The sequence below is a fragment of the Nitratidesulfovibrio sp. SRB-5 genome (genome assembly GCF_019931275.1).
In the GTDB taxonomy this organism is placed as follows: Bacteria; Desulfobacterota; Desulfovibrionia; order Desulfovibrionales; family Desulfovibrionaceae; genus Cupidesulfovibrio.
The window spans coordinates 1,360,763-1,382,171 of the sequence record NZ_JAIOTY010000001.1; the positions used below are offsets into that span (position 1 = coordinate 1,360,763).

At 67.5% G+C, this 21,409-nt stretch carries 17 protein-coding genes; 8 read left to right on the forward strand and 9 right to left on the reverse strand.

From position 1 onward, the window contains the following. The first annotated feature begins 329 nt into the window (after window positions 1-329). Complete coding sequence (gene lon, locus K6142_RS05510; protein WP_190243662.1) at window positions 330-2,792, forward strand: endopeptidase La; 2,463 nt, start codon at window positions 330-332, stop codon at window positions 2,790-2,792. A 298-nt stretch (window positions 2,793-3,090) separates the two neighbouring features. Here the strand turns inward: lon and K6142_RS05515 are convergent, their stop codons facing one another. The 7 genes from K6142_RS05515 to K6142_RS05545 all read right to left on the reverse strand — a co-directional run bounded on the left by K6142_RS05515 (window position 3,091) and on the right by K6142_RS05545 (window position 8,771). After that, complete coding sequence (locus K6142_RS05515) at window positions 3,091-3,666, reverse strand: FlgO family outer membrane protein (RefSeq protein ID WP_012611270.1); 576 nt, start codon at window positions 3,664-3,666, stop codon at window positions 3,091-3,093. A 22-nt stretch (window positions 3,667-3,688) separates the two neighbouring features. Continuing rightward, window positions 3,689-3,955, reverse strand: a complete 267-nt coding sequence (locus tag K6142_RS05520) for a hypothetical protein (protein ID WP_190243663.1) — start codon at window positions 3,953-3,955, stop codon at window positions 3,689-3,691. Between the two features lie 17 nt (window positions 3,956-3,972). Continuing rightward, complete coding sequence (locus K6142_RS05525; protein WP_190243664.1) at window positions 3,973-4,914, reverse strand: FlgO family outer membrane protein; 942 nt, start codon at window positions 4,912-4,914, stop codon at window positions 3,973-3,975. Between the two features lie 378 nt (window positions 4,915-5,292). After that, window positions 5,293-5,721, reverse strand: a complete 429-nt coding sequence (locus K6142_RS05530) for a Fur family transcriptional regulator (protein WP_190243665.1) — start codon at window positions 5,719-5,721, stop codon at window positions 5,293-5,295. A 243-nt stretch (window positions 5,722-5,964) separates the two neighbouring features. Next, window positions 5,965-6,795, reverse strand: a complete 831-nt coding sequence (locus K6142_RS05535) for a metal ABC transporter permease (RefSeq protein WP_190243666.1) — start codon at window positions 6,793-6,795, stop codon at window positions 5,965-5,967. Beyond that, the gene (locus K6142_RS05540; protein ID WP_190243667.1) at window positions 6,795-7,730 is read right to left on the reverse strand and encodes a metal ABC transporter ATP-binding protein; all 936 of its coding nucleotides are present in this window, start codon (window positions 7,728-7,730) and stop codon (window positions 6,795-6,797) included. The genes K6142_RS05535 and K6142_RS05540 overlap by 1 nt, the downstream gene beginning before the upstream one ends. Before the next feature lie 6 nt (window positions 7,731-7,736). Then, entirely contained in the window at window positions 7,737-8,771 is a 1,035-nt protein-coding gene (locus K6142_RS05545) for a metal ABC transporter solute-binding protein, Zn/Mn family (RefSeq protein ID WP_190243668.1), read from the reverse strand. 515 nt (window positions 8,772-9,286) lie between these two features. Here K6142_RS05545 and ispG point away from each other — a divergent pair. From ispG to dxs, 7 genes are all read left to right on the forward strand, one after another. Beyond that, the gene (ispG, locus tag K6142_RS05550; RefSeq protein WP_190243669.1) at window positions 9,287-10,378 is read left to right on the forward strand and encodes a flavodoxin-dependent (E)-4-hydroxy-3-methylbut-2-enyl-diphosphate synthase; all 1,092 of its coding nucleotides are present in this window, start codon (window positions 9,287-9,289) and stop codon (window positions 10,376-10,378) included. Then, entirely contained in the window at window positions 10,378-12,105 is a 1,728-nt protein-coding gene (locus K6142_RS05555; protein WP_190243670.1) for a proline--tRNA ligase, read from the forward strand. The genes ispG and K6142_RS05555 overlap by 1 nt, the downstream gene beginning before the upstream one ends. Window positions 12,106-12,270: 165 nt before the next feature. Continuing rightward, window positions 12,271-13,761, forward strand: a complete 1,491-nt coding sequence (gene xseA / locus K6142_RS05560; RefSeq protein ID WP_223380767.1) for an exodeoxyribonuclease VII large subunit — start codon at window positions 12,271-12,273, stop codon at window positions 13,759-13,761. After that, entirely contained in the window at window positions 13,761-14,771 is a 1,011-nt protein-coding gene (locus K6142_RS05565) for a M23 family metallopeptidase (RefSeq protein ID WP_190245434.1), read from the forward strand. The genes xseA and K6142_RS05565 overlap by 1 nt, the downstream gene beginning before the upstream one ends. Before the next feature lie 72 nt (window positions 14,772-14,843). Then, a complete protein-coding gene (locus K6142_RS05570; RefSeq protein WP_317846374.1) occupies window positions 14,844-15,086 on the forward strand; it encodes an exodeoxyribonuclease VII small subunit in 243 nt (80 codons plus the stop codon). Continuing rightward, the gene (locus K6142_RS05575; RefSeq protein ID WP_190245430.1) at window positions 15,070-16,011 is read left to right on the forward strand and encodes a polyprenyl synthetase family protein; all 942 of its coding nucleotides are present in this window, start codon (window positions 15,070-15,072) and stop codon (window positions 16,009-16,011) included. The genes K6142_RS05570 and K6142_RS05575 overlap by 17 nt, the downstream gene beginning before the upstream one ends. Before the next feature lie 82 nt (window positions 16,012-16,093). Further along, window positions 16,094-18,034: a 1-deoxy-D-xylulose-5-phosphate synthase gene (dxs, locus tag K6142_RS05580; RefSeq protein ID WP_223290407.1), complete on the forward strand. Its 1,941-nt coding sequence runs from the start codon at window positions 16,094-16,096 to the stop codon at window positions 18,032-18,034. A 189-nt stretch (window positions 18,035-18,223) separates the two neighbouring features. Here the strand turns inward: dxs and K6142_RS05585 are convergent, their stop codons facing one another. Then, window positions 18,224-20,539: a methyl-accepting chemotaxis protein gene (locus tag K6142_RS05585; RefSeq protein WP_190245429.1), complete on the reverse strand. Its 2,316-nt coding sequence runs from the start codon at window positions 20,537-20,539 to the stop codon at window positions 18,224-18,226. A gap of 174 nt (window positions 20,540-20,713) precedes the next feature. After that, window positions 20,714-21,331 carry a MarC family protein gene (locus K6142_RS05590; protein ID WP_190245428.1) on the reverse strand — a complete coding sequence of 206 codons (618 nt, stop codon included), beginning with the start codon at window positions 21,329-21,331 and terminating at the stop codon, window positions 20,714-20,716. Window positions 21,332-21,409 lie beyond the last annotated feature (78 nt).

Sequence of the window (21,409 nt, forward strand, 5' to 3'; positions counted from 1 at the left end):
GATGCCCATGATGCCCATGACGTCCACGGGTTCCGACAGGCCCCGTTGTCCCCGTCGCAGGGGTCCGCCCCTTTCCCCCTCCACGGGAGAAACTTTCACGGGGGGCGCCCGCGCACGGGCCACCCGGCCTGGCGTCAACTGCGGATTTCCGCCCGGTACCCCGCAGGGTACCACGGCAATCTGCCCGGCGCCCCTTCAGTGGGTGCGTTGACAACGGGAATCGGGACACTAGTTTGTGTGCATTGTGCCCCGTCTCGCACGCGGGGCTCCCGCGCCCCCTTCCGGCGCGCGGGCACCCGGCGGCCCCTGCCGCCGTTCTGGAGGAATGAATGAGCGATTTCGACGTTGATGGCGAAAAGGCCCGTCCTGTTCTGGACCTGCCGCTGATGTCGCTGCGCGAGGTGGTGATGTTCCCGCGCTCCATCGTGCCCCTGTTCGTTGGGCGCGAGGCGTCCATCCGGGCCATCGAGAACGCCATCTCCGATTACGGCAAGAAGATATTCCTGGTGGCCCAGCGCGAGCCCGAAGTGGAAAAGCCCGGCGGCGAAGACCTGTTCGAGGTCGGCACCGTCAGCAAGATACTGCAACTGCTGCGCCTGCCCGACGGCACCATCAAGGTGCTGTTCGAAGGCCTGTACCGCGCCCGCTGGGAAGCCCTTGGCGAAGAAGGCGAGGGCGAATTTCCCCGCGCCTCCATCCTGCCCCTGCGCGAATCCGACGCCCTGACCGCCGAGTCCGAGGCCTTGGTGCGCGCCACGCAGGAAGCGCTGGAGGAATACAGCAAGATCAACAAGAAGCTGGCGCAGGAAACCCTGCTGGCCATCACCGCCATCAACACGGCGGGCCGCCTGGCCGACGCGGTGATGCCCCACCTGAAGGTGGACTACCGCAAGAAGCAGGAAGTGCTGGAACTGGAAGACCCGGTGGTGCGCCTTGAAAAGGTGTACGAGCTGCTTCAGGGCGAGATTGCCATCTCGTCCATGGAAAAGCGCATCAAGAACCGCGTCAAGAACCAGATGGAGCGCAACCAGCGCGAGTACTACCTGAACGAGCAGATCAAGGCCATCCACAAGGAGATGGGCCGCGAGGAAGACCCCCAGGCCGAGGTCAACGAGCTGGAACAACGCCTGGCGGAAAAGAACATGCCCGACGAGGCGCGCGAGAAGGCCCTGCGCGAGATGAAGAAGCTGCGCCAGATGCCGCCTTCGTCCGCCGAGTACACCGTGGTGCGCAACTACGTGGACTGGATTCTCGATCTGCCGTGGAACACCCTGAAGGAAACCGAGATCGACATCGAGAAGGCCCGCACGGTTCTCGACGCCGACCACTACGGCCTGGAAAAGCCCAAGGAGCGCATCCTCGAGTATCTGGCCGTCCAGAAGCTGGTGAACCGCCTGAAGGGTCCCATCCTGTGCCTTGTCGGCCCCCCCGGCGTGGGCAAGACCTCGTTGGCCAAGTCCGTGGCCAAGGCCACGGGCCGTGAGTTCGTGCGCCTTTCCCTTGGCGGCGTGCGCGACGAGGCCGAAATCCGCGGCCATCGCCGCACCTACGTGGGTGCGCTGCCCGGCAAGATCATCCAGTCGCTGAAGCGGGTGAAGTTCAACAACCCCTTGTTCTGCCTGGACGAAATCGACAAGATGAGCATGGACTTCCGGGGCGACCCTTCCGCCGCCCTGCTGGAAGTGCTGGACCCCGAGCAGAACAACACCTTCAACGACCACTATCTGGACATGGACTACGACCTGTCGCAGGTGTTCTTCATCACCACGGCCAACAGCCTGCATTCCATCCCCCTGCCGTTGCAGGACCGCATGGAAATCATCCGGCTGCCCGGCTACCTCGAAACGGAAAAGCGCCGCATCGCGCGCGAATTCCTGCTGCCCAAGCAGATCGAGGCGCACGGCATCAAGCCCGAGAACGTGAAGATGTCGGACAACGCCGTGCTGGAGATGATCCGCACCTACACCCGCGAGGCGGGGGTGCGTAACCTCGAGCGCGAGTTGGCGGGCGTGTGCCGCAAGGTGGCCATGCAGATCGTCGAGGCCGACGACCTGGACAAGACGGTCACCGTCACCCGGCAAAACCTGTCCCAGTTCCTGGGCGTGAAGAAGTTCCGCTACGGCGAGCGCGAGGCCAACCCGCAGGTGGGCGTGACCACCGGCCTTGCCTGGACCGAACTTGGCGGCGAACTGCTGATGGTGGAAACCGCCCTCATGCCCGGCACAGGCAAGGTGGTCATCACCGGCAAGCTCGGCGAGGTCATGACCGAATCGGCCAAGGCCGCCCTGTCCTACGTGCGCTCGCGGTCCAACATGTTCGGCCTGCGCAGCGACTTCCACAAGGACATCGACATCCACGTGCACGTGCCCGAAGGCGCCACCCCCAAGGACGGCCCCTCGGCAGGCATCACCCTGGCCACCTCGCTGGTCTCGGCGCTGCTCGGCGTGCCCGTGCGCAACGACGTGGCCATGACCGGCGAGATCACCCTGCGCGGTCGCGTGCTGCCCATCGGCGGCCTGCGCGAAAAGCTGCTGGCCGCGCACCGGGGCCTGATCACCAAGGTGCTCGTGCCGCGCGACAACAAGAAGGACCTCAAGGACGTCCCCGACGAAATCCTCAAGGACCTGACCATCACCTTCGTGGATCACGTGGACGAAGTGCTGCCCCTGGCCCTGGAAAGCGAGGCCGAAGCCATCTTCTCCGGCCGCGCCGACGAAGGCCTGCCGTTGTTCCGTACCCTGCGCGAAGGCGCTGGGTGCGAAGTGACGCCGCCCGTGACCACGGCGCACTAGGCGAAATGAATGTGAGAGCGCCGGGGAGGGGACCCTTTGAAAAGGGTCTCCCTCCCCGGACCCCTCCCCCCCCAAACTTTTCAATTGGCTTGGTGAACCCCCGTTGCGGAGACGTGACGGGGTTCTTTTTTGGGGATTAAAGGAAAAGATAGATGCCTGTGATGTTCATTTGCCGTGTTCATGGCACGTCAAATAGGAGCCGCCCCGTCCTGAGGCAGGGCGGGGCGGTCCGTATCCTGGGCGTGGTGCCCGTGCCCTGGCCCCCCTGGCGCAGGGGGCGGGCGTCGGAAGCTTGGGGTCAGCGCAGGCTGGTGCCCACGCTGGGCCGGATGGGTCCAAGGCGCGAGGCGTCCACCAGCAGCGGGCGCAGTTCCTCGGAAACCGGCACCGTGGCGGTGCCCATGGCCAGCACCTCGTTGGACGGGGTGTGGATGAGCCGCATGTTGAAGCGCACGGCCTTGGGGGTGATGGTGTAGGTGCCCGCCAGAATGGCCACGCTGGACACGTTCTGGGTGCCCAGCAGTTCCGTCTTGCGCGTCAGCAGCAGTTCGCCCGTTTCGGGCTGGAACAGGATGGTGCGGCCCTTGCGGATTTCCTGCACCCGGTAGCCCGCCTGCACGAACCAGCGGGACATTTCTTCCGCCATCTGGCGGGCCAGCCCGTTGGCGCCTTCCAGGTCGCCAAGGTCCACCGGGGTGGTGACCATGATGCTGATGCCCTTGGCTGGCGGGGCTTCCTGCCCCAGTTTGCGGGCCATCTGCACATCCATGGCGGCGGCCATGGCGTCGGCGGCTTCGGGCACGCTGGCGGCGGCTGCGGCCAGGGGCAGCAGCAGGCCTATGGTCAGCACGAGCAGGGCGAGTATGCGCTTCATGGGATGCTCCGGAATCGCCGCGTCAGCGCAGCGTTTTTATCTGGCGGTCCACAACGTCCACTTCGCGGGCCAGGGCGTCGCGCACGTCGTCCGAGCGCGCTGCGGCAAGGGCCAGCAGGTAGTGTTCGCGGGCCAGTTCGTAGCGGCCCTGGGCCTGATAGGTGCGGCCCTGGTGCCAGTTGTGCAGGGCCTCGTCGCTTTCCGGCACCGAGGCCACCTGCCTGCCGCACCCGGCAAGGGCGGGCAAAGCCAGGCTGGCCAGCAGCAGAAGGATGGCGGGGATACGCATGGCAGAAGTCCTCGCGGCTATTTCCGGGTGGTCCGGTCGAAATCGCCGATGTTCATGGAGCCGCCCATCAGCTTGCGCCCGGTATTGGCCAGCATGCGGCCCAGCAGGCCGTTGGCGGGCATCACCAGTTCCGCCGTGCGCAGCACCAGACCGTCCGCCGCGCGGATCAGCCGGGCGTTGATGAACACGCTGTACTTGTCGCGGTAGTAGGTGCCCGCCACGAACACGGCCCACCCTTCGCGCGCGGGCAGCACGCCCACGTTGCGCGACAGCAGGAACTCCCCTTCGCCCTCGCGCGGGCGCAGGGTGCCGGGCAGGCGGTATTCACGCACGGGAAAGCCGCGCTGGTTGAATTCGTAGAACAACTGCTCGGCGATGTACCGGCCCAGCGAGGACGATTCGTCGAAGTCGTCCTGGTTCACGAACGACGTGGGCAGGGCAATGTACCCCATCAACGCATCGTTGGGCACCGTGGCCAGCAACTGGTCCACCAGTTCGCGCACCTTCAGCTTCAGTTCGCGGGCTTCCATGTGGTTGGGGTCCGCCTGGGGGCGCGGCGCGCCCTTGCTCCAGAACATGCCGCCCTGATTGTCGGGCACCATGAAGCCGTTGTCGTGGGTGACCACCGTGGATAGGGGCATGGTCTGCCCGTTCACGTTGGCCTCGCCCGATTCCCTGGCCTCCAGCGGGGCGCCGGGGTCCGCGCCGAGGCGCGGCGGCTGCGGAGTCATGGAGGCGGGCTGCGGCGGCACACCTTGCGACTGGCGCATCTCGGCCACTGCGGGTGTACCGCCGGGGGGCAACAGGGGCAGGGCGGCAAATGCCAGACCGGTCAGGATCAACCCGCTCAGAACGGGGCCCGTGCGGACCAGTGCCGCAATGCCCGTGCCTGTCGTCTTGTCCTGCCCCTTGCCGGGGTTCTTCTGCGGAATATGTGGCTCGCGGGGTACGCGGGACATGATTGCCTCCGATGGTATCCGCGCGGCGCGGGGCCGCGCATCGCATGCCGTGGTGCGCCTGTCTTGTCTGTCTGGCCAGTCTGGTCAGTCTGGCTAGTCTGGCCGATGTGGCCGGGCGCAGCCTGCGGGATGCTTCATTGCTCGTCCTATCGGCGCAAATGCGAAAAGCTTGAGGCTGCGAAGGCGCGACGGGAAAGAGGAAAGAGATGGCAGGACCGAATAAGCGCCGGATGCGCTAACGGACGAGCGCCGGACCAGTGGCGAGAGAGGGAAACAGCGGGGATGCCACGAGCGATGCCCGTCTTTTCCAGGCGCATGCCCATGGCGATGGGCGAAGAGAGGTGGATGCCGGAAAGGAAAGAAGACGTTGCCGACCGGTCAGCCTCTTTGACACCGCCCGCACACCCCGTCCAGGCGCACCTCCACGTGCTCCACGATAACTCCGGCGGGCAGCAGGGCGGCGGCATCCAGCGCCGCAGGCAGCGGGGGCAGGCAGGTCATCACCCCGCAGCGGGTGCACTGGAAATGGCCGTGCGGCGCGTTTTCCCCCGCCGGGGCCATACAGTGCCGGAAGGTGCCGTCGGCCCCGCTGTGGCGTTGCAGGATGCCCGCCTCCACCAGCAGGTCCAGGGTGCGGTACAGGGTTACCTTGTCCATGCGGGTGGTGCGGCGCACCGCGTCCAGCAGTTCCTGCGCCGCAGGGGCATGGGGCAGGGCGGCCAGCGCCTCCAGCACGGCGATGCGGCGGGGAGTGGCTTCCAGCCCGGCGTGTTCCAGCCGGGCGCGGGGATCTGTCGTATTGGTCATGATGATTTCCAGTGGAAGGAGGGAATCGGGGGAAGGGGCCCTTTGACGCCTTGCGGTCCTCATCCGCAATGCTCGAAGACTCGCATTACGGCTCGGGCAAAGGGGCTCCTTCCCCCGGTCCCCCATCCCTCCGAATTTTTCACAAGGGGTCGTCACCGGCACCGACCTAGTGCGTGACATGGGATATGTTTACAGCAACATGGAACGAGTGATGATGGTTGTCGCAGGCAAGGGTGCATTGATTCAGCGTGGTATCGACTGTTTTCCCATCGCCCGGCGCAGCATGCCCACGCCGGACACGGCCATGAATCCTGCCGAAGCCACGGCGATGATGGCCGCGCCGGAGGTCACGTCCCAGCGGTAGGCCAGGGCCAGCCCGCCCACGCAGAACACGGTGCTCCAGGCGGTGGCGGCGGCCATCATGGATGGCAGCGAGCGGGCCGAGCGCGCCGCGATGAACGGAGGTATGGTCAGCAGGGCCATGACCAGCACCAGCCCCACCACGCGGATCAGCATCACCACGCCCACTGCCGTCATGCCCACCACCAGATAGTGGGCGGTGCGCACGGGCAGGCCGCGCGCCTCGGCGAACTCGCGATCGAAGGAGGCCACCAGCAGGGTCTGGTGGCACAGGGCCACCACGGCCAGCAGGACGGCGTCCAGTGCGGCCATCAGGTACAGGTCGGTCAGCGGCACGGCCAGGATGGACCCGAACAGAAAACTCATCAGGTCGGCCTTGTAGCCGGGGGTAAGGTCTATGAGGATGATCCCGAAGGCCATGCCCGCCGCCCACAGCACGCCGATGGCCGTGTCGGCCTTTTCGGGCCGCTTCAGGGCCACCCCGGCCATGAGCATGGACGAGGCCACGGAAAAGCCGATGGCGCTGGGCAGCACCGGCCAGCCGTAATGGAAGGCCAGCCCCACGCCGCCGTAGGCCGCGTGTGACACCCCGCCCGCCAGGAACACCAGCCGGTTCACCACCACCAGGGTGCCGATGACCCCGCAGGCGATGCTGGCCAGCAGCGATGCGGCCAGGGCCTGCTGCATGAAGTCGTAGGAAAGCGCGTCGAGCATCAGGCGTCCTTTGCGACGGGGGAGGGTGCGGCGTCCGCAGCGCCTGGGGCGTCGGGAGCGCCGGGGGAAACGGGGGGCGTGGCGTCGGAAGGCTTCAGCTCGTCCATACGCGGCAGCACCGGGAACAGCCCGGACACGGAGGATATGAACGCCCCCATGGGGCAGGTCTTTTCGTGGTGGCCGTAGAGCATGGTCAGCATGTCCGGGGTCAGACCCGCGCCCCGGCTGTGCACCAGGGTGCGGTTGACGAAGGCCACGTTGGAGAAGGTGGACGTGGCGATGGACAGGTCGTGGCTGACCACCACCAGGGTGTGCGGCCCGCGCAGGGTGCCCAGGAATTCGAAGAAGCAGAACGAGCCCTGCGGGTCGATGGAGGCGGTGGGCTCGTCCAGCAGCAGCAGTTCCGGCTGGGCCATCAGGGCGCGGGCCACCACGGCCCGCTGGCGCTGCCCGCCGGAAAGCGCGCCCACCATGCGTTGTTCCATGCCGGAAAGGCCCACCTGGTCCAGCGCCTCGCGGGCGCGGTCGATGGACGCGGCATCGCGTGACCAGTGACGCCCCAGCAGGCCGCGCCGGGTGCCCGCAAGGCCCATCAGCACCACGTCCAGCACGGTGACGGGAAAATCCAGCCGGGCCGTGGAGTATTGCGGCACGTAGCCGATGCGCGGCAACGCAGCACGCGGCGCGCCGCCAAACAGCGCCACGCTGCCGGAACGCGGGGTCAGCAGGCCCAGCAGCAGTTTGAGCAGGGTGGTCTTGCCGCCGCCGTTGGGGCCGAGCACGGCCAGGAATTCGCCGCGCTCCACGGTAAGGTCCACGTGGTCCAGCACCGGTTCATCGCCGTAGGCGAAGCACAGGTCGCGCACGGCGATGACCGGTTCATGCGGTGTATGCGGTGCGTCCGGCATGCCGGACGCACTGGAGGGCATGTGCATGCGTGCCTACTTGCCGAGGGGGTGGTTCAGGGTTTGGGCCATGGCTTCGGCCACGCGGCGGATGTTGGCGGCCCAGTCTTCGGCCAGCGGGTCGGCCTCGATGAGCTTTGCCCCCACGTTGCGGGCGATGGTTTCCGCGCCGCGCTTCGAGAATTGCGGCTGGACGAAAAGGGCTTCGATCTTTTCCTTCCTGGCGAACTCCACGATGCGGGTCAACTGCCTGGGCCCGGGCTCGCGGCCTTCCACTTCAATGGCCACTTCGCGCAGGTTGTAGTTGTGGGCGAAGTAGCTCCACGCCGGGTGAAAGACCATGAAGCGGCGGCGGTTTTCGGGCACGTTCTCGAACAGGCCGTTGATGTGCAGGTCCAGTTCGTCCAGCTCGCGCACGAAGGCGTCGTGGTTGGCGCGGTACACGGCGGCGTGGGCCGGGTCGGCCTTGACCAGCGCGGCCTTGATGGAACCGGCCATCATCTTGACCAGCGCGGGAGACAGCCAGATGTGCGGATCGCCGCCTTCGTGGTCGTGGTGGTGGGCGTCGGCGGCCTCGCCTTCGTGCCCCTCATCCAGAACATGCTCGTCCTGCGGCAAAAGGTCGATGCCCTTTTCCAGGCGCACCACGGTCATGTCCTTGCCGCCCGCCGCCATGATGCGGTCCAGCCAGGATTTTTCGAAGGGCACGCCGATGGTCATGTACAGTTTGGCGCCGGCAAGCCCGCGCATCTGGCTGGGTTTCGGCTCGTAGGTGTGCGGGTCGGCACCGGGGGGCACCATTACCGTCACCTCGGCCAGGTCGCCCGCAATGCGCTGGATGAAATACTTCTGCGGCAGGATGCTGACCGCCACCTGCACGGTGGCAGCGGCGCTGGCGGGCGCAACGGCGGGGGAGCCGGGCGCGGCAAGCAGGCCGGACAGCAGGAGCGGGAAGAACAGGGCGCACAGCCCGAACCGCGCTTCCCGGGCATATCTGGCAAGCCGGGCATATCTGGCAAGCCGGGCAAACCGGGACGGGGTGGCTTTCGCAAGGGCAAGGGGAGTGTTCATGGCGCCTCCGGCGATGGAATCCGGGATGAGGGATTGATAATGCAACTCTGTTGCATTTTGAGTGTGTAGCCCTCTGGCAGCACGGTGTCAACGCACCGGGGCGAAAGAAGGGAAAAGATGGGGGCAGTGGTGGGGGGCTGCCCGTCCCTTTCCTGCACGGGGCGGGCACATCCCCCGTTTTCCGCAAGGCCCCGCCGTGCGCGCCGGTCGCGCCTACCCGTCCCGCCGTGCGCGCCGGTCGCGCCTACCCGTCCCGCCGTGCGCGCCGGTCGCGCCTACCCGTCCCGCCGTCGACCGTTGCGCCAGCCTTGCCTCCAACCGTTGGGCCTGTCCCCCTCGCCTGTCTGTTGCACGTGGCTGGCGCATCGTCCGGGCGCACTGGCTTGGCGCATCGTCCGGGCGCACCGTCCGGGCGGCGGTGGCGCCCTTGGCGAGCAGGGGGAAATGCAGTATGAACCATCAATTCGGCCCGCGCCCTCCGGGTGCCGTCGGTCGTCCATCTTCAGGGACCATTCATGACCATCGAACGCAGGCGGACCCGCGAGGTCCGCATCGGCTCCGTGCGCATCGGGGGGGACAACCCCGTGGTGGTGCAGAGCATGGCCAACACCGACACGCGCGACGTGGACGCCACCGTGGCGCAAATCCGCGCGCTGGCCGCCGTGGGGTGCGAGGTGGTGCGCCTTGCCGTGCTGAACGAGGCGGCTGCGGCGGCCATCGGCCCCATTCGCGCCGCATCGCCCGTGCCGTTGGTGGCGGACATCCATTTCGACCACCGCCTGGCCGTGGCCGCGCTGGAAGCAGGCGTGGACGCCCTGCGCATCAACCCCGGCAACATCGGGGGCGAGGCCAACGTGGCCCGCGTGGTGGACGCGGCCCGCGCGCGTGGCGCGTGCATCCGGGTGGGGGTCAATTCCGGCTCTGTGGAAAAACACCTGCTGGAACGCTTTGGCGGGCCCACGCCCGAAGCCATGGTGGAAAGCGCCCTCGGCCATGTGCGCATGCTGGAGGACCGGGGCTTCGGCGACATCAAGATATCGCTGAAATCCTCGTCGGTGTTGCACACCATAGACGCCTACCGCGTGCTGGCCGAACGGTGCGACTACCCCCTGCACATCGGCGTGACAGAGGCGGGCACCATGCTGCGCGGGTCGGTCAAGTCGTCCGTGGGCCTTGGCGTGCTGCTGTGGCTGGGCATTGGCGACACGCTGCGCGTATCGCTGACCAGCGACCCGGTGGAGGAAATCCCCGTGGCGTGGGAAATTCTGCGCTCGCTGGGGCTGCGCCACCGGGGGCCGGAAATCATCTCCTGCCCGACATGCGGGCGCACCGAAATAGGGCTCATCAGCCTTGCGCAGGAAGTGGAGCGCCGCCTCGCGGGCGAGACGGAAAACTTCAAGGTGGCCGTCATGGGCTGCGCCGTCAACGGCCCCGGTGAAGCGCGCGAGGCCGACATCGGCATTGCGGGCGGGCGCGACAAGGGCATCATCTTCCGCAAGGGAGAGATCATACGAACAGTCAAGGGCGGCGCGAACCTGCTCGCCGCCTTCATGGAAGAACTCGATACGTTCCTTGCCGAACGCAAGGCAGCCAGAAAGGACAGCTGATGCGCTGGAGCAATTGCTACATCCCCACCCTGAAGGAAGCCCCGGCAGACGCCGAGGTGGTCAGCCACAAGCTGCTCACCCGCGCGGGCATGGTCCGCAAGCTTACCTCGGGCATCTACATCTACTTGCCGCTTGGCCTGAAGGCCATCGAGAAGACCGCCGCCATCGTGCGCGAGGAAATGAACCGCGCGGGCGCACTGGAACTTTCCATGCCCATGGTGCAGCCCGCCGACCTGTGGCAGGAATCGGGCCGCTGGGAATTCTACGGCAAGGAACTGCTGCGCTTTCAGGACCGCAATGGCCGCGACTATTGCCTTGGACCCACGCACGAGGAAGTCATCACCGACCTCGTGCGTGGCGAGGTGCGCTCGTACCGCCAGCTGCCCATCAACCTGTACCAGATACAGACCAAGTTCCGCGACGAGATCCGCCCGCGCTTCGGCCTGATGCGCGGTCGCGAGTTCATCATGAAGGACGCCTATTCCTTCGACCGTGACGAGGCCGGGGCCGACAAGAGCTACCGGGCCATGTACGAGGCCTATCAGCAGGTGTTCAAGCGCCTTGGCCTGCGCTTCCGCGCGGTGGAGGCGGATTCCGGTTCCATCGGCGGCAGCTTCTCGCACGAGTTCATGGTGCTGGCCGACACCGGCGAAGACACCATCGCCGCCTGCACCGGCTGCGAGTACGCGGCCAACGTGGAGCGCGCCGAGGTGGCCGCCCCTGCGGTACCCGCCTCGCTGCCCGCCGTGGGCGCCATCGAAGAAGTGCCCACCCCCGGCAAGCACACCGTGGAAGAGGTGTGCGCCTTCCTCGGCGTGCCGCAGTCCGCGCTGGTCAAGACGCTGATCCTGGTGGCCGACGGCAAGCCCGTGGCCGCGCTGGTGCGCGGCGACCGCGAACTGAACGACGTGAAGCTGAAGAACCTGCTCAAGTGCGACGAACTGGAGCTTGCCACGCCCGAACTGGTGCAGCAGGTCACCGGCGCGCCCGTGGGCTTTGCCGGTCCCGTGGGCCTGAACGTGGAACGCGTCTTCGCCGACCACGAACTGCTGGCCTCCGACGGGTGGATCACCGGCGCCAACAAGGGCGACACCCACCTGCGCAACGTCAGTCTGCCCCGCGACGCCAGGATCGAACGCTACGCCGACCTGCGCGTGATCACCCCCGCCGACGCCTGCCCGCGTTGTGGCCAGCCCATCGAGCTGACGCGCGGCATCGAGGTGGGCCACGTGTTCAAGCTGGGCACCAAGTACAGCGAACCCCTGAAGTGCACCTTCCTTGACGAAGACGGCAAGGAAAAGGTCATGGTCATGGGCTGTTACGGCATCGGCGTGTCGCGCGTGGTGGCCTCGTGCATCGAGCAGAACCACGACGCCGACGGCATCGTGTTCCCGCCGCCCATCGCCCCCTTCGAGGCCGTGCTGTGCTGCCTGGACCCCAAGAACGGCGAGACCCTGGGCAAGGCCGAGGAGTTCTATGCCGAACTCAAGGCCCAGGGCGTGGACGTCATCCTGGACGACCGCGACGAGCGCCCCGGCGTCAAGTTCAAGGACGCCGACCTCGTGGGCATGCCCCTGCAACTGGTGGTCGGCGGCAAGGGCCTGGCGCGCGGCATCGTGGAAGCCAAGGACCGCCGCACCGGCGAAAAGACCGAACTGCCCGTGGAAGGCTTCGCCGAAGCCTTCCGCACCTGGCGCGCCGCCGTGCGCGCGGGCTGGGGGCTGTAAGGCTATCAGACTATGAAGAGTTACCGGGGAGGGAACCCTTTAAAAAGGGTCTCCCTCCCCGGACCCCACCCCCCCAAATTTTTCAATTGACCCATCGCACCCGAAAGGGGGTGCAGGGGGCAGCGCCCCCTGCCCGCCGGAGGCGCATAAAAAACCTCGCGCGCCATGAGCACCATCTACACCGTGGGTGAATTGACCCGGGCCATCCGGGCCGCCGTGGAGGGCGGATTTCCCTTTGTGTGGGTGCGCGGGCAGGTGAGCAACCTGTCGCGCCCGGCCTCGGGGCATTGCTATTTCGCGCTTAAGGACGAGGACGCGGTGTTGAACTGCGTGTGGTTCCGGGGCAACCAGCGCGACGCGGAACATTTCGACCCCATGACCGGCGAAGTGTTCGAGGACGGGCCGCGCCCCGGCCTTGCGCGCACCATGGCCAACGGCCAGGAGTTGCTGTGCGCGGGGCGGCTGACGGTGTACCCGCCGCGCGGCGGCTACCAGCTGGTGGTCGAAATGGCGCAGGACGCGGGCCTGGGGCGGCTGCACGCGCAGTTCGAGGCGCTGAAGGCCCGCCTTGCCGAGCGGGGATATTTCGACGCGGCGCGCAAGCGTCCGCTGCCGCGCCATCCGGAACGGGTGGCGGTGATCACGGCCCCAGGCGGGGCGGCGGTGCGCGATTTTCTGCGCATGGCGGACGAGCGCGGCTGGGGCTGCGAGATACGCATCCACCCGGTGCCGGTGCAGGGCGACGAGGCACCCCCGCGCATTGCGGCGGCGCTGGCCGAGGTGGCCGCGCAGGGCTGGGCGCAGGTGGCGGTGCTGATCCGGGGCGGCGGTTCGCTGGAAGACCTATGGGCCTTCAACGACGAGCGGGTTGCCACGGCGGTGTTCGGCAGCCCCTTGCCGGTGCTGGCGGGCATCGGCCACGAGGTGGACCACACCATGGCCGACATGACCGCCGACGTGCGCGCGGCCACGCCCACCCATGCGGCGCAGTTGCTGTGGCCGGAACGGCGCGAACTGGCGCAGCGCGTGGACGAACTGGAAATGGCCCTGACGCGCGGCATGGAACGCCGCTTTGCCCGGCTGGACGAACAGCTGGGTGCGCTGCTGCGCGGGCTGGCCTGGCTGTCGCCGGAACGGGCGCTGGCCCGGCTGGACGAACGTTTTGCCGACGCGGCGGCCCGTTTGGGCCGGGCGTGGGAGATGCTGGCCCGGCGCGATGCGGCGCGGCTGGACGCGGCGGACGCGGCACTGGCCCGCACGCTGGGGCCGGAGGCGTGGGAGCGGCGTGAGCGCGCCGTGGACGCGCTGGAAGCGCGCCTGCGCTGGGCGGGCGAACGCGCCGTGACCGGGCGCGAACACGAGTTGGAACGTTGCGCCCTGCGGCTGGACGCGCTGGACCCGCTGCGCCCGCTGGAGCGCGGCTACAGCCTGGTGCGCCGGGCCGACGGCGGCTTTCTGCGCAGCGTGGCCGAGGTTGCCCCCGGCGATGCGCTGGCCGTGCTGGTGCGCGACGGCGAGGTGGACGTGACCGTGCGCGGCGCGCGGCCCGGAGGGATGCTGGAGCAGGGCGGCGCGGGCGATGCTGGCCGCACCGCAGGAAACGGCGGCAATGCCGGAACGGGCGCCACGGAGCGGGGCGCCGGAGATATTTCGTGATGCAGTGTTTTCCGTGTGCCGGGGGGGATGGCCGGGGAGCCGCCCGCCTGTGGGCGGTGCTGGTGGCGGGTCGCGGTCTGGCCGTGTTGTTGGTCGCGTTGTCGGTACTGTCGTCGGCCTTGCTGGTGGGGGTATCGGCCATGCCCGCCCGGGCGGCGGTGCTGTCTTTGGATGCCCCGGAATCCACCGGCGACGGCAAGCCCTTCGTGGTCACGGTGGCGGCGGATGCGCCGGGCGACGTGGTGCTGGACTGGCGCGGCCAGGCCGTCACCGTGCCCGTGGCGCCTGCTGACGCCGGGTCTGCTAGCCCTGCCGATCCTGTCCGCTGGATTGGTCAGGCCATCCTGGCCGTGCCGCTGGACACCAAACCGGGTACGGAGACGTTGCGCGCCCGCGTTGCCGGGCAGCCCAAGGCCGCGCCCGCCGTGACCCGTGCCGTCGCCGTGGTTCGCGCCGCCTATCCGGAGCAGCGCCTGACCGTGGAAGGCAAGTACGTCAACCCGGACAAGACCGCGCTGGACCGCCACGAGGCGGAGCGCGTCCGCGTGAAGGCCGCGCTGGCCCTGCGTACCCCGGAACGCCTGTGGGCACTGCCCATGGCCCGGCCCGTGCCGGGCGACGTATCCAGCCTGTTCGGCCTGCGCCGGGTGTTCAACGGCGAACCACGCGCGCCGCATCGCGGGCTGGACCTGCGCGGCGAGGCGGGCGAGCTGGTGAAGGCCTGTGCGGCGGGGCGGGTGGTGCTGGCCGAGAATCATTATTTTGCCGGAAATTCCGTGTACATCGACCACGGCATGGGCGTGGTCAGCATGTATTTTCACCTGCTTGCCATGGATGTGGCCCCCGGCCAGATGGTGGCGCGGGACCAGGTCATCGGCAAGGTAGGCAGTACGGGGCGGGTCACCGGGCCGCACCTGCATTTCGGCATGGCGGTGCTTGGCGACATGGTGGACCCTCAGGTATTGCTGGACAACGCGCCCGCGAACACGGGCGCGAGCACACGGGAGTAACGCATGGCCGCGCGCGCACGAAGGAATGCGGGGGCAGAGGCCCCAGTTGAGGTTGTTGAGGTTGATGGCGTTGTGGAACAGGCCGTGGCCACGGTGGATTACGAAGCCGCAATGGCCCGCCTGCAAGAGGTGGTGGCCGCGCTGGAAGCGGGCGATCTGCCGCTGGAGCGCAGCGTGGCCCTGTACAAGGAAGGGCTGGGCCTGTCCCGCGCCTGCCGCGACCGGCTGCGCACGGCCCGCAACGAGATACGCCTGTTCACCGAAGGCGGCCTGAAGGATTTTGAAGGGGTGAGGGACGATGCTGACGCCGAGTGAGATCAAGACCCGCCTGCGCGACGCTGCCGCCGGGGTGGAACGCTACCTGGCCGCGTGCCTGGCCGACCGGGGCATTCCCGCACGGCTGCGCGCCTCCATGGAATACAGCCTGAACGCTGGCGGCAAGCGGGTGCGGCCTGTGCTGTGCCTGACCACCGCCGCGCTGTTCGGCCTGCCCACGGAACGGGTGATGCCCTTTGCCGCCGCCATAGAAATGATCCACACCTATTCGCTCATCCACGACGACCTGCCCGCCATGGACGACGACGACCTGCGGCGCGGCAAGCCCTCTAACCACAAGATGTTCGATGAAGCCACGGCCATTCTGGCCGGTGACGGCCTGCTCACCGACGCCTTCGATTTCATGGCGGGCGTCGGGGCCGGCGTCGCGGCAGCAGCAGGTGACGAAAACGGCGGCAACGCCGCCATCCCCGCCGCCAACGTGCTGGCGGCCCTGCGCGCCGTGGCCCGCGCCGCCGGTGCCTCCGGCATGGTGGGCGGTCAGGGGCTGGACATGGAATACACTGGCCGCACGGGCGTGACTCTGGAAGAAATGGCCGCCATGCACGCCATGAAGACCGGGGCGCTGCTGCGCGCGTCGTGCCTGTCCGGCGCGCTGCTGGCAGGTGCCGACGCCGACGCGCAGGCCCGCATCGCCGACTACGGCGCGCACATCGGCGCGGCCTTCCAGATCGTGGACGACATCCTCGACGAGGTGGGCGACGAGGCGGAAATCGGCAAGCCCGTGGGCAGCGACGCGGAGCAGGGCAAGACCACCTATCCTTCGCTGCTGGGCGTGGAGCGCAGCCGCGCCCTGGCCCATGAACGGGCCGACGCGGCCATCGAACGGCTGTCGCCTTACACCGGTCCGGACGCAGATTTCCTGCGCAGCCTGGCGAGCTATATCGTCGATCGCGCTTCGTAGAACCGCGCGAGCATCACGGCACGGCAACAACGCACTGCATCACCGGGCGCGTCCAGCGCGGCCCGATAACGGATATCCACGCATGACCGAGCAGCTACCGCCTTCGCGTTCTCCCCAGGGACAGCTTGTTGGCACGCCCCTTCTGGATTCCCTCGCCAGCCCGCGCGACGTGGCCGGTCTGGCGCCCGAACAGGTGCAGCAACTGGCCGACGAGTTGCGCCAGCGCATCATCGCCACCGTGTCCCGCAACGGCGGGCACCTTGCCCCCTCGCTGGGCGTGGTGGAACTGACCATCGCCCTGCTGACCTCGTTCGATGCCGGGCGGGACAAGGTGATCTGGGACGTGGGGCATCAGGCCTACGCCTGGAAGCTGCTTACCGGGCGCGCGGCAGATTTCCATACGCTGCGACGGGGCGGCGGCATCAGCGGCTTTCCCAAGATGGCGGAAAGCCCGTACGACCACTTCGGCGTGGGGCATTCCTCCACGTCCATCTCCGCCGCGCTGGGCATGGCCATGGCGCGCGACCTGGCCGGGGGCGACAACAATGTCGTGGCCGTCATCGGCGACGGCTCCATGACCGCCGGTCTTGCCTTCGAAGGGCTGAACCAGGCCGGGGCCATGGACCGCAAGCTCATTGTCGTGCTGAACGACAACGAGATGTCCATTTCCAAGAACGTGGGGGCGTTGTCGCTGTTCCTCAGCCGCAACCTGTCCAAGCGCTGGGTGCGCCGCATGAAGAAGGACATGGAAACCTTCATGCGCTCCATCCCCGGCATCGGCGAGGACATGCTGGGCTACGCCAAGCGCAGCGAGCACAGCCTGAAGGGGTTCTTCACGCCGGGCATGCTGTTCGAGGCGTTCGGGTTCAACTACATCGGCCCGGTGAACGGGCACGACGTCAAGGCGCTGACCCGCACCTTCGACATGGCCCGCACCCTGGACGAGCCGGTGCTGCTGCACGTGCTGACCCGCAAGGGCAAGGGCTACGCCCCGGCGGAGACCAATCCCACCCATTTCCACGGGGTGGGCCGCTTCGAGCCGGAAACGGGCAAGGCCGCCAAGCTGGCCGATGCCCCGGCGCTGCCCAGCTTCACCGACGTGTTCGGCGAAACCCTGTGCATGCTGGCCGACGAGGACAAGCGGGTCATAGCCATCACCGCCGCCATGCCCGAGGGCACCGGCACCAGCTGCTTCTGTGCGCGCCACCCCGAGCGGTTCGTGGATGTGGGCATCTGCGAGCAGCACGCGGTGACCTTTGCCGCGGGCCTTGCCACGCAGGGGCTGCGCCCGTTCGTGGCCATCTATTCCACCTTCCTGCAACGCTCGTACGACCAGGTGGTGCACGACGTGTGCATCCAGAACCTGCCGGTGGTCTTCTGCGTGGACCGGGCCGGGCTGGTGGGCGAGGACGGCCCCACCCACCACGGAGTGTTCGATATTTCCTACCTGCGGCACATCCCCAACATGCACATCCTGGCCCCGCGAGACGAAGCGCAGCTGCGCCATGCCATGAGCACCGCGCTGGCTCTGGATGCCCCGGTGGCCGTGCGCTACCCCCGCGGAGTGGGCACGGGGGCCGCGCTGCCCCCGCGCGGCGAGGTGCTGCCCCTTGGCCGGGGCGAGGTGCTGAAGCAGGGCGAAGGGCTGGCCGTCATTGCCTGCGGCAGCCGGGTGCCCCCGGCGCTGGAGGCGGCGGAACGGGTGGCCGAGGATTCGGGCCGCCAGGTCACCGTGTTCGACGCGGTGTGGGTGAAGCCGTTGCCGGAAGCGCAACTGCTGGAACTGGCCGCCACCCATGACGCACTGCTGCTGGTGGAGGAAAACGCCCTGGCGGGCGGCTTTACCTCTGCCGTGCTGGAATGCCTGTCCGACAACGGCGCGCTGCGCGGGCAGACCATCCGCAGGCTGGGCGTGCCCGACCACTTCGTGGAGCACGGCAGCCAGAAGGAATTGCGGGCCAAGCTGGGCCTGTGCGTGGACGGCATCGAGGAGACTCTGCGGTCCATGCTGGGGGTGGAGTAGGGCGGCGGAAGGTTCCGTTTGCGGGCTACCATGCAATGAACGCGGCGGCGGGAGGTTACTCCCGCCGCCGTTCGTTTTTTGCGAAGTGTCCGGTTGGCAATGGGCCAGAAACTGCCAACAACTGCCCCTCAACCCGCCATCAACTGCCCATCAACCGGAGAGTGGCGGATATGGTGCCGATGCCGGGCGTTACTCCCGCATTTCCGCGATGATCGACTTCAGTTCCACGGCCAGCCGGGCCAGTTCGGTCACGGCCTGCGACGACTGGCCCATGGCTTCCGCCGTTTCCGAGGCGATGCGGTTGATGTCTTCCGTGCCGCGCCCCACCTGTTCGCTGGCGGCGGACTGCTGCTCGCTGGCGGCGGCAATGGCGCGCACGTTGTCCGAGGTGCGCTCCACCAGCCCCACGATGCTGCGCAGTGAATCGCCGGAAAGGTTGGCGGTGCGCGTGCAGTCCACGATGGCGGCGGTGGTGTTTTCCGTGCTCTGGATGTTGGCCCGCGCGCTCTGCTGCACCGAGCGGATGTAGCCGCCCACCTCGCTGGTGGCGGTCATGGTCTTTTCGGCCAGTTTGCGCACCTCGTCGGCCACCACGGCAAATCCGCGCCCGGCGTCACCGGCCCGGGCGGCCTCGATGGCGGCGTTCAGCGCCAGCAGGTTGGTCTGGTCGGCAATGTCGGCGATGACCGTCATGATCTGGCCGATGCCGTCGGCCTGGCGGCCCAGTTCGGTCATGTCGGCCTTCAGGGTTTCGGCCTGCCCGTTGATGGCGTTGATGGTGTTCACCACCGATTCCACCAGCCGCGCGCCCTCCTGGGCCTGCGAGCGGGCGGAATCGGCCAGGTCCGCCGTTTCCGCGGCGTTGCGCGCAACGCTCATGGAGGCGGAGTTCATTTCCTCCACGGCGGCGGCAGCCTCTGCCGTGCGGCTGCGCTGCTCGTCGCTGCCGCGTGACGACTGTTCGATCTGCGCGGCCAGTTGTTCGGACGCCGAGGCCAGCATGTTGGCCACTTCGTCGGCCCTTACCGCGGCATGGGCGATGCGTTCGTTCTGCTGCTCTATGCGGGCGTGTTGGGTCTTGATGTCCGTCTGGTCCGAAATCAGGGCAAACCCGGCGATGAGCGTGCCGTCTAGGTCGTACATGGGGGCGGCGTCCACGCTGGCGTGCAGCCGCGCGCCCTTGCGGCCCGCCAGTTCCGTCTGCACGCCGCGCTGGGGGCTGCGCTCGCGCATGCAGGTGCCGATGACCGTGGGGTGGTTGTCGTCGCCGTGGAAAATGCGCCCCACCGGCACCCCCATGAAGGCTTGCGGGTCGCCGTCGATCTGCATGTAGTCGAGGGTGGTGCGGTTGACGAACAGCACCTGCTGGTCGGGCCCGGCCACCACGCAGGGCAGGGTGATGCCGTCCAGCAGCCCCTGGGCAAAGCCCAGCTTGTGCTTGAGTTCGCCCACCATGGTCCGCACGTTGTCACCAAGGCTGCGGAATTCATACTTGAAGTCCTGACGCAGGACGGCCTTCAGGTCGCCACCGGCCACGGCGCGGGTAAATGCCTCTATGTCCGCCACCGGTCGGGCCACAAGGCGGCGCACCAGCAGAGACACCACGCCCGCCAGCACCAGCAGCGCCGCCGCGCCGATGCCCAGCAGGGTGTTGCGTTGGGCAACGGCCGTACCGGCCAGTTCGTCGGTGTAGGCACTCATGCACACCAGCCAGCCGGTGGCGGGGTCCGTGGTGACGGTCAGGTACTTGCGTTCGCCCTTCCAGTCGTAGAAGGCGCTGCCGTTTTTCATGGACAGGGCGGTGCGCACGAATTCGTGCTCGGTCACGTCCTTGAGCATCATGTCCCTGTCGGGGTGGGCGATGATGTTGCCTCTGCCGTCCAGCATGAAGCCGTAGCCCCGCTGGCCGAAGTGCAGCCCGCTGACGAAGGTGGAGGTGAAGTTTTCCCAGCGCGGAAAGATGCCCACCCCGCCGATGACGCGGCCATCGGCATCGCGGATGGCCTTCACCGCCACGAAGATGAACATGTTGCCGCCGCCGGTCTTGGCGGTGATGATGGACTTGCCGATGAAGGTGTCCTGCCCGGCCATGACCGCCTTGAAGTAGTCGCGGTCGCCGCGCTTGCCTCCGGTCAGGTCTTCCATGTCGGCGTTGATGCCCGCGCGGATGATGCCCTTGTCGTCGAACACGATGACCGACCAGATGTTGCCGTCGCCGCGCACCACGTCCTTCAGGCGGTTCTGGGCGGTGGCGGCGTCGCCGGTCAGGGCTTCCAGCACCAGGCGCTGCTTGGCAAGCTGGTTGATGGTGCCGGTAAAGTTCTGCACGTACAGCGCAAGCGCATCGCGCGCGCTGGTGCCTGCCTGTTCCATGGAGTGCTGTTCCAGTTCCAGCGCCATGCGGTACGAGGAACCCGTCACGTAGTATATGATGCCGCCGAATACCGCGATGACGGCCAGCATGACGGAAATTATGAATACCGGTGCGACGCTTTTGACGCTCATGGTCCCCCCAAAGAATGCAATGTTTCGATCGTATATGAAATGTAGCGCCATGGCACGGATGCTGTCAAGAAATAGGGGCACTACCGGGGATATGGGGGTAAACAGAAGTGGCGCATCCGATACGCGGAATGCGCCACCCGAACGGCAAGTACGCCACGATTTGCTGGAGTGCTGTTACAACGATGTCACGAACAGGCGTATGCCGTTTTCCAGCATCTGCACGGCCATCATGATGAGCACGAGGCCCATCAGCCGTTCCATGGCGCGCATGGTGCGGGGGCCCAGCAGGCGGGCTATGTCCGGGGTAAAGGCCATGATGGCGGCGGTGGCCGTCCAGGCCATCAGGATGCCCGCCAGCACGTTGATCTGGGACATCATGCCGCCCTGGGCCTGCCGGGCAAAGACCATCACCGCCGCCAGCAGCGAGGGCCCGGCGATGAGCGGCACGGCAATGGGCACGATGAACGGATCGTGGGCCACGGCTTCCGTGTCGCCCTCCTGCGGCGGAAAGACCATCTTCATGGAAATGATGAACAGGATCAGCCCGCCTGACAGGCGCAGGGTGGACTGTTCGATTTCCAGCATGCCCAGCAGCGCATCGCCCAGCGCGTGAAAGCCCAGGATGATGCCGAGGGCGAACAGCAGTTCGCGCCGCAGGATGGCGCGCTGCCGGGCCTCGCCGTGTTCGCGCAGCATGCCGAGGCAGGCGGCGGCGTTGCCCACCGGGTCCATGATGAGGAACAGCGGCAGGGCGATCTCGAAGGCGGTGCGAAAGTTGAAGGCGTCGAACATGTGCATATCCGTCTTTGGGGCATAGCCGGTGTAGGGGAAGGTTCGTTGCTCGCGGCGGTCCGTGCTGCCCGTGCGGTT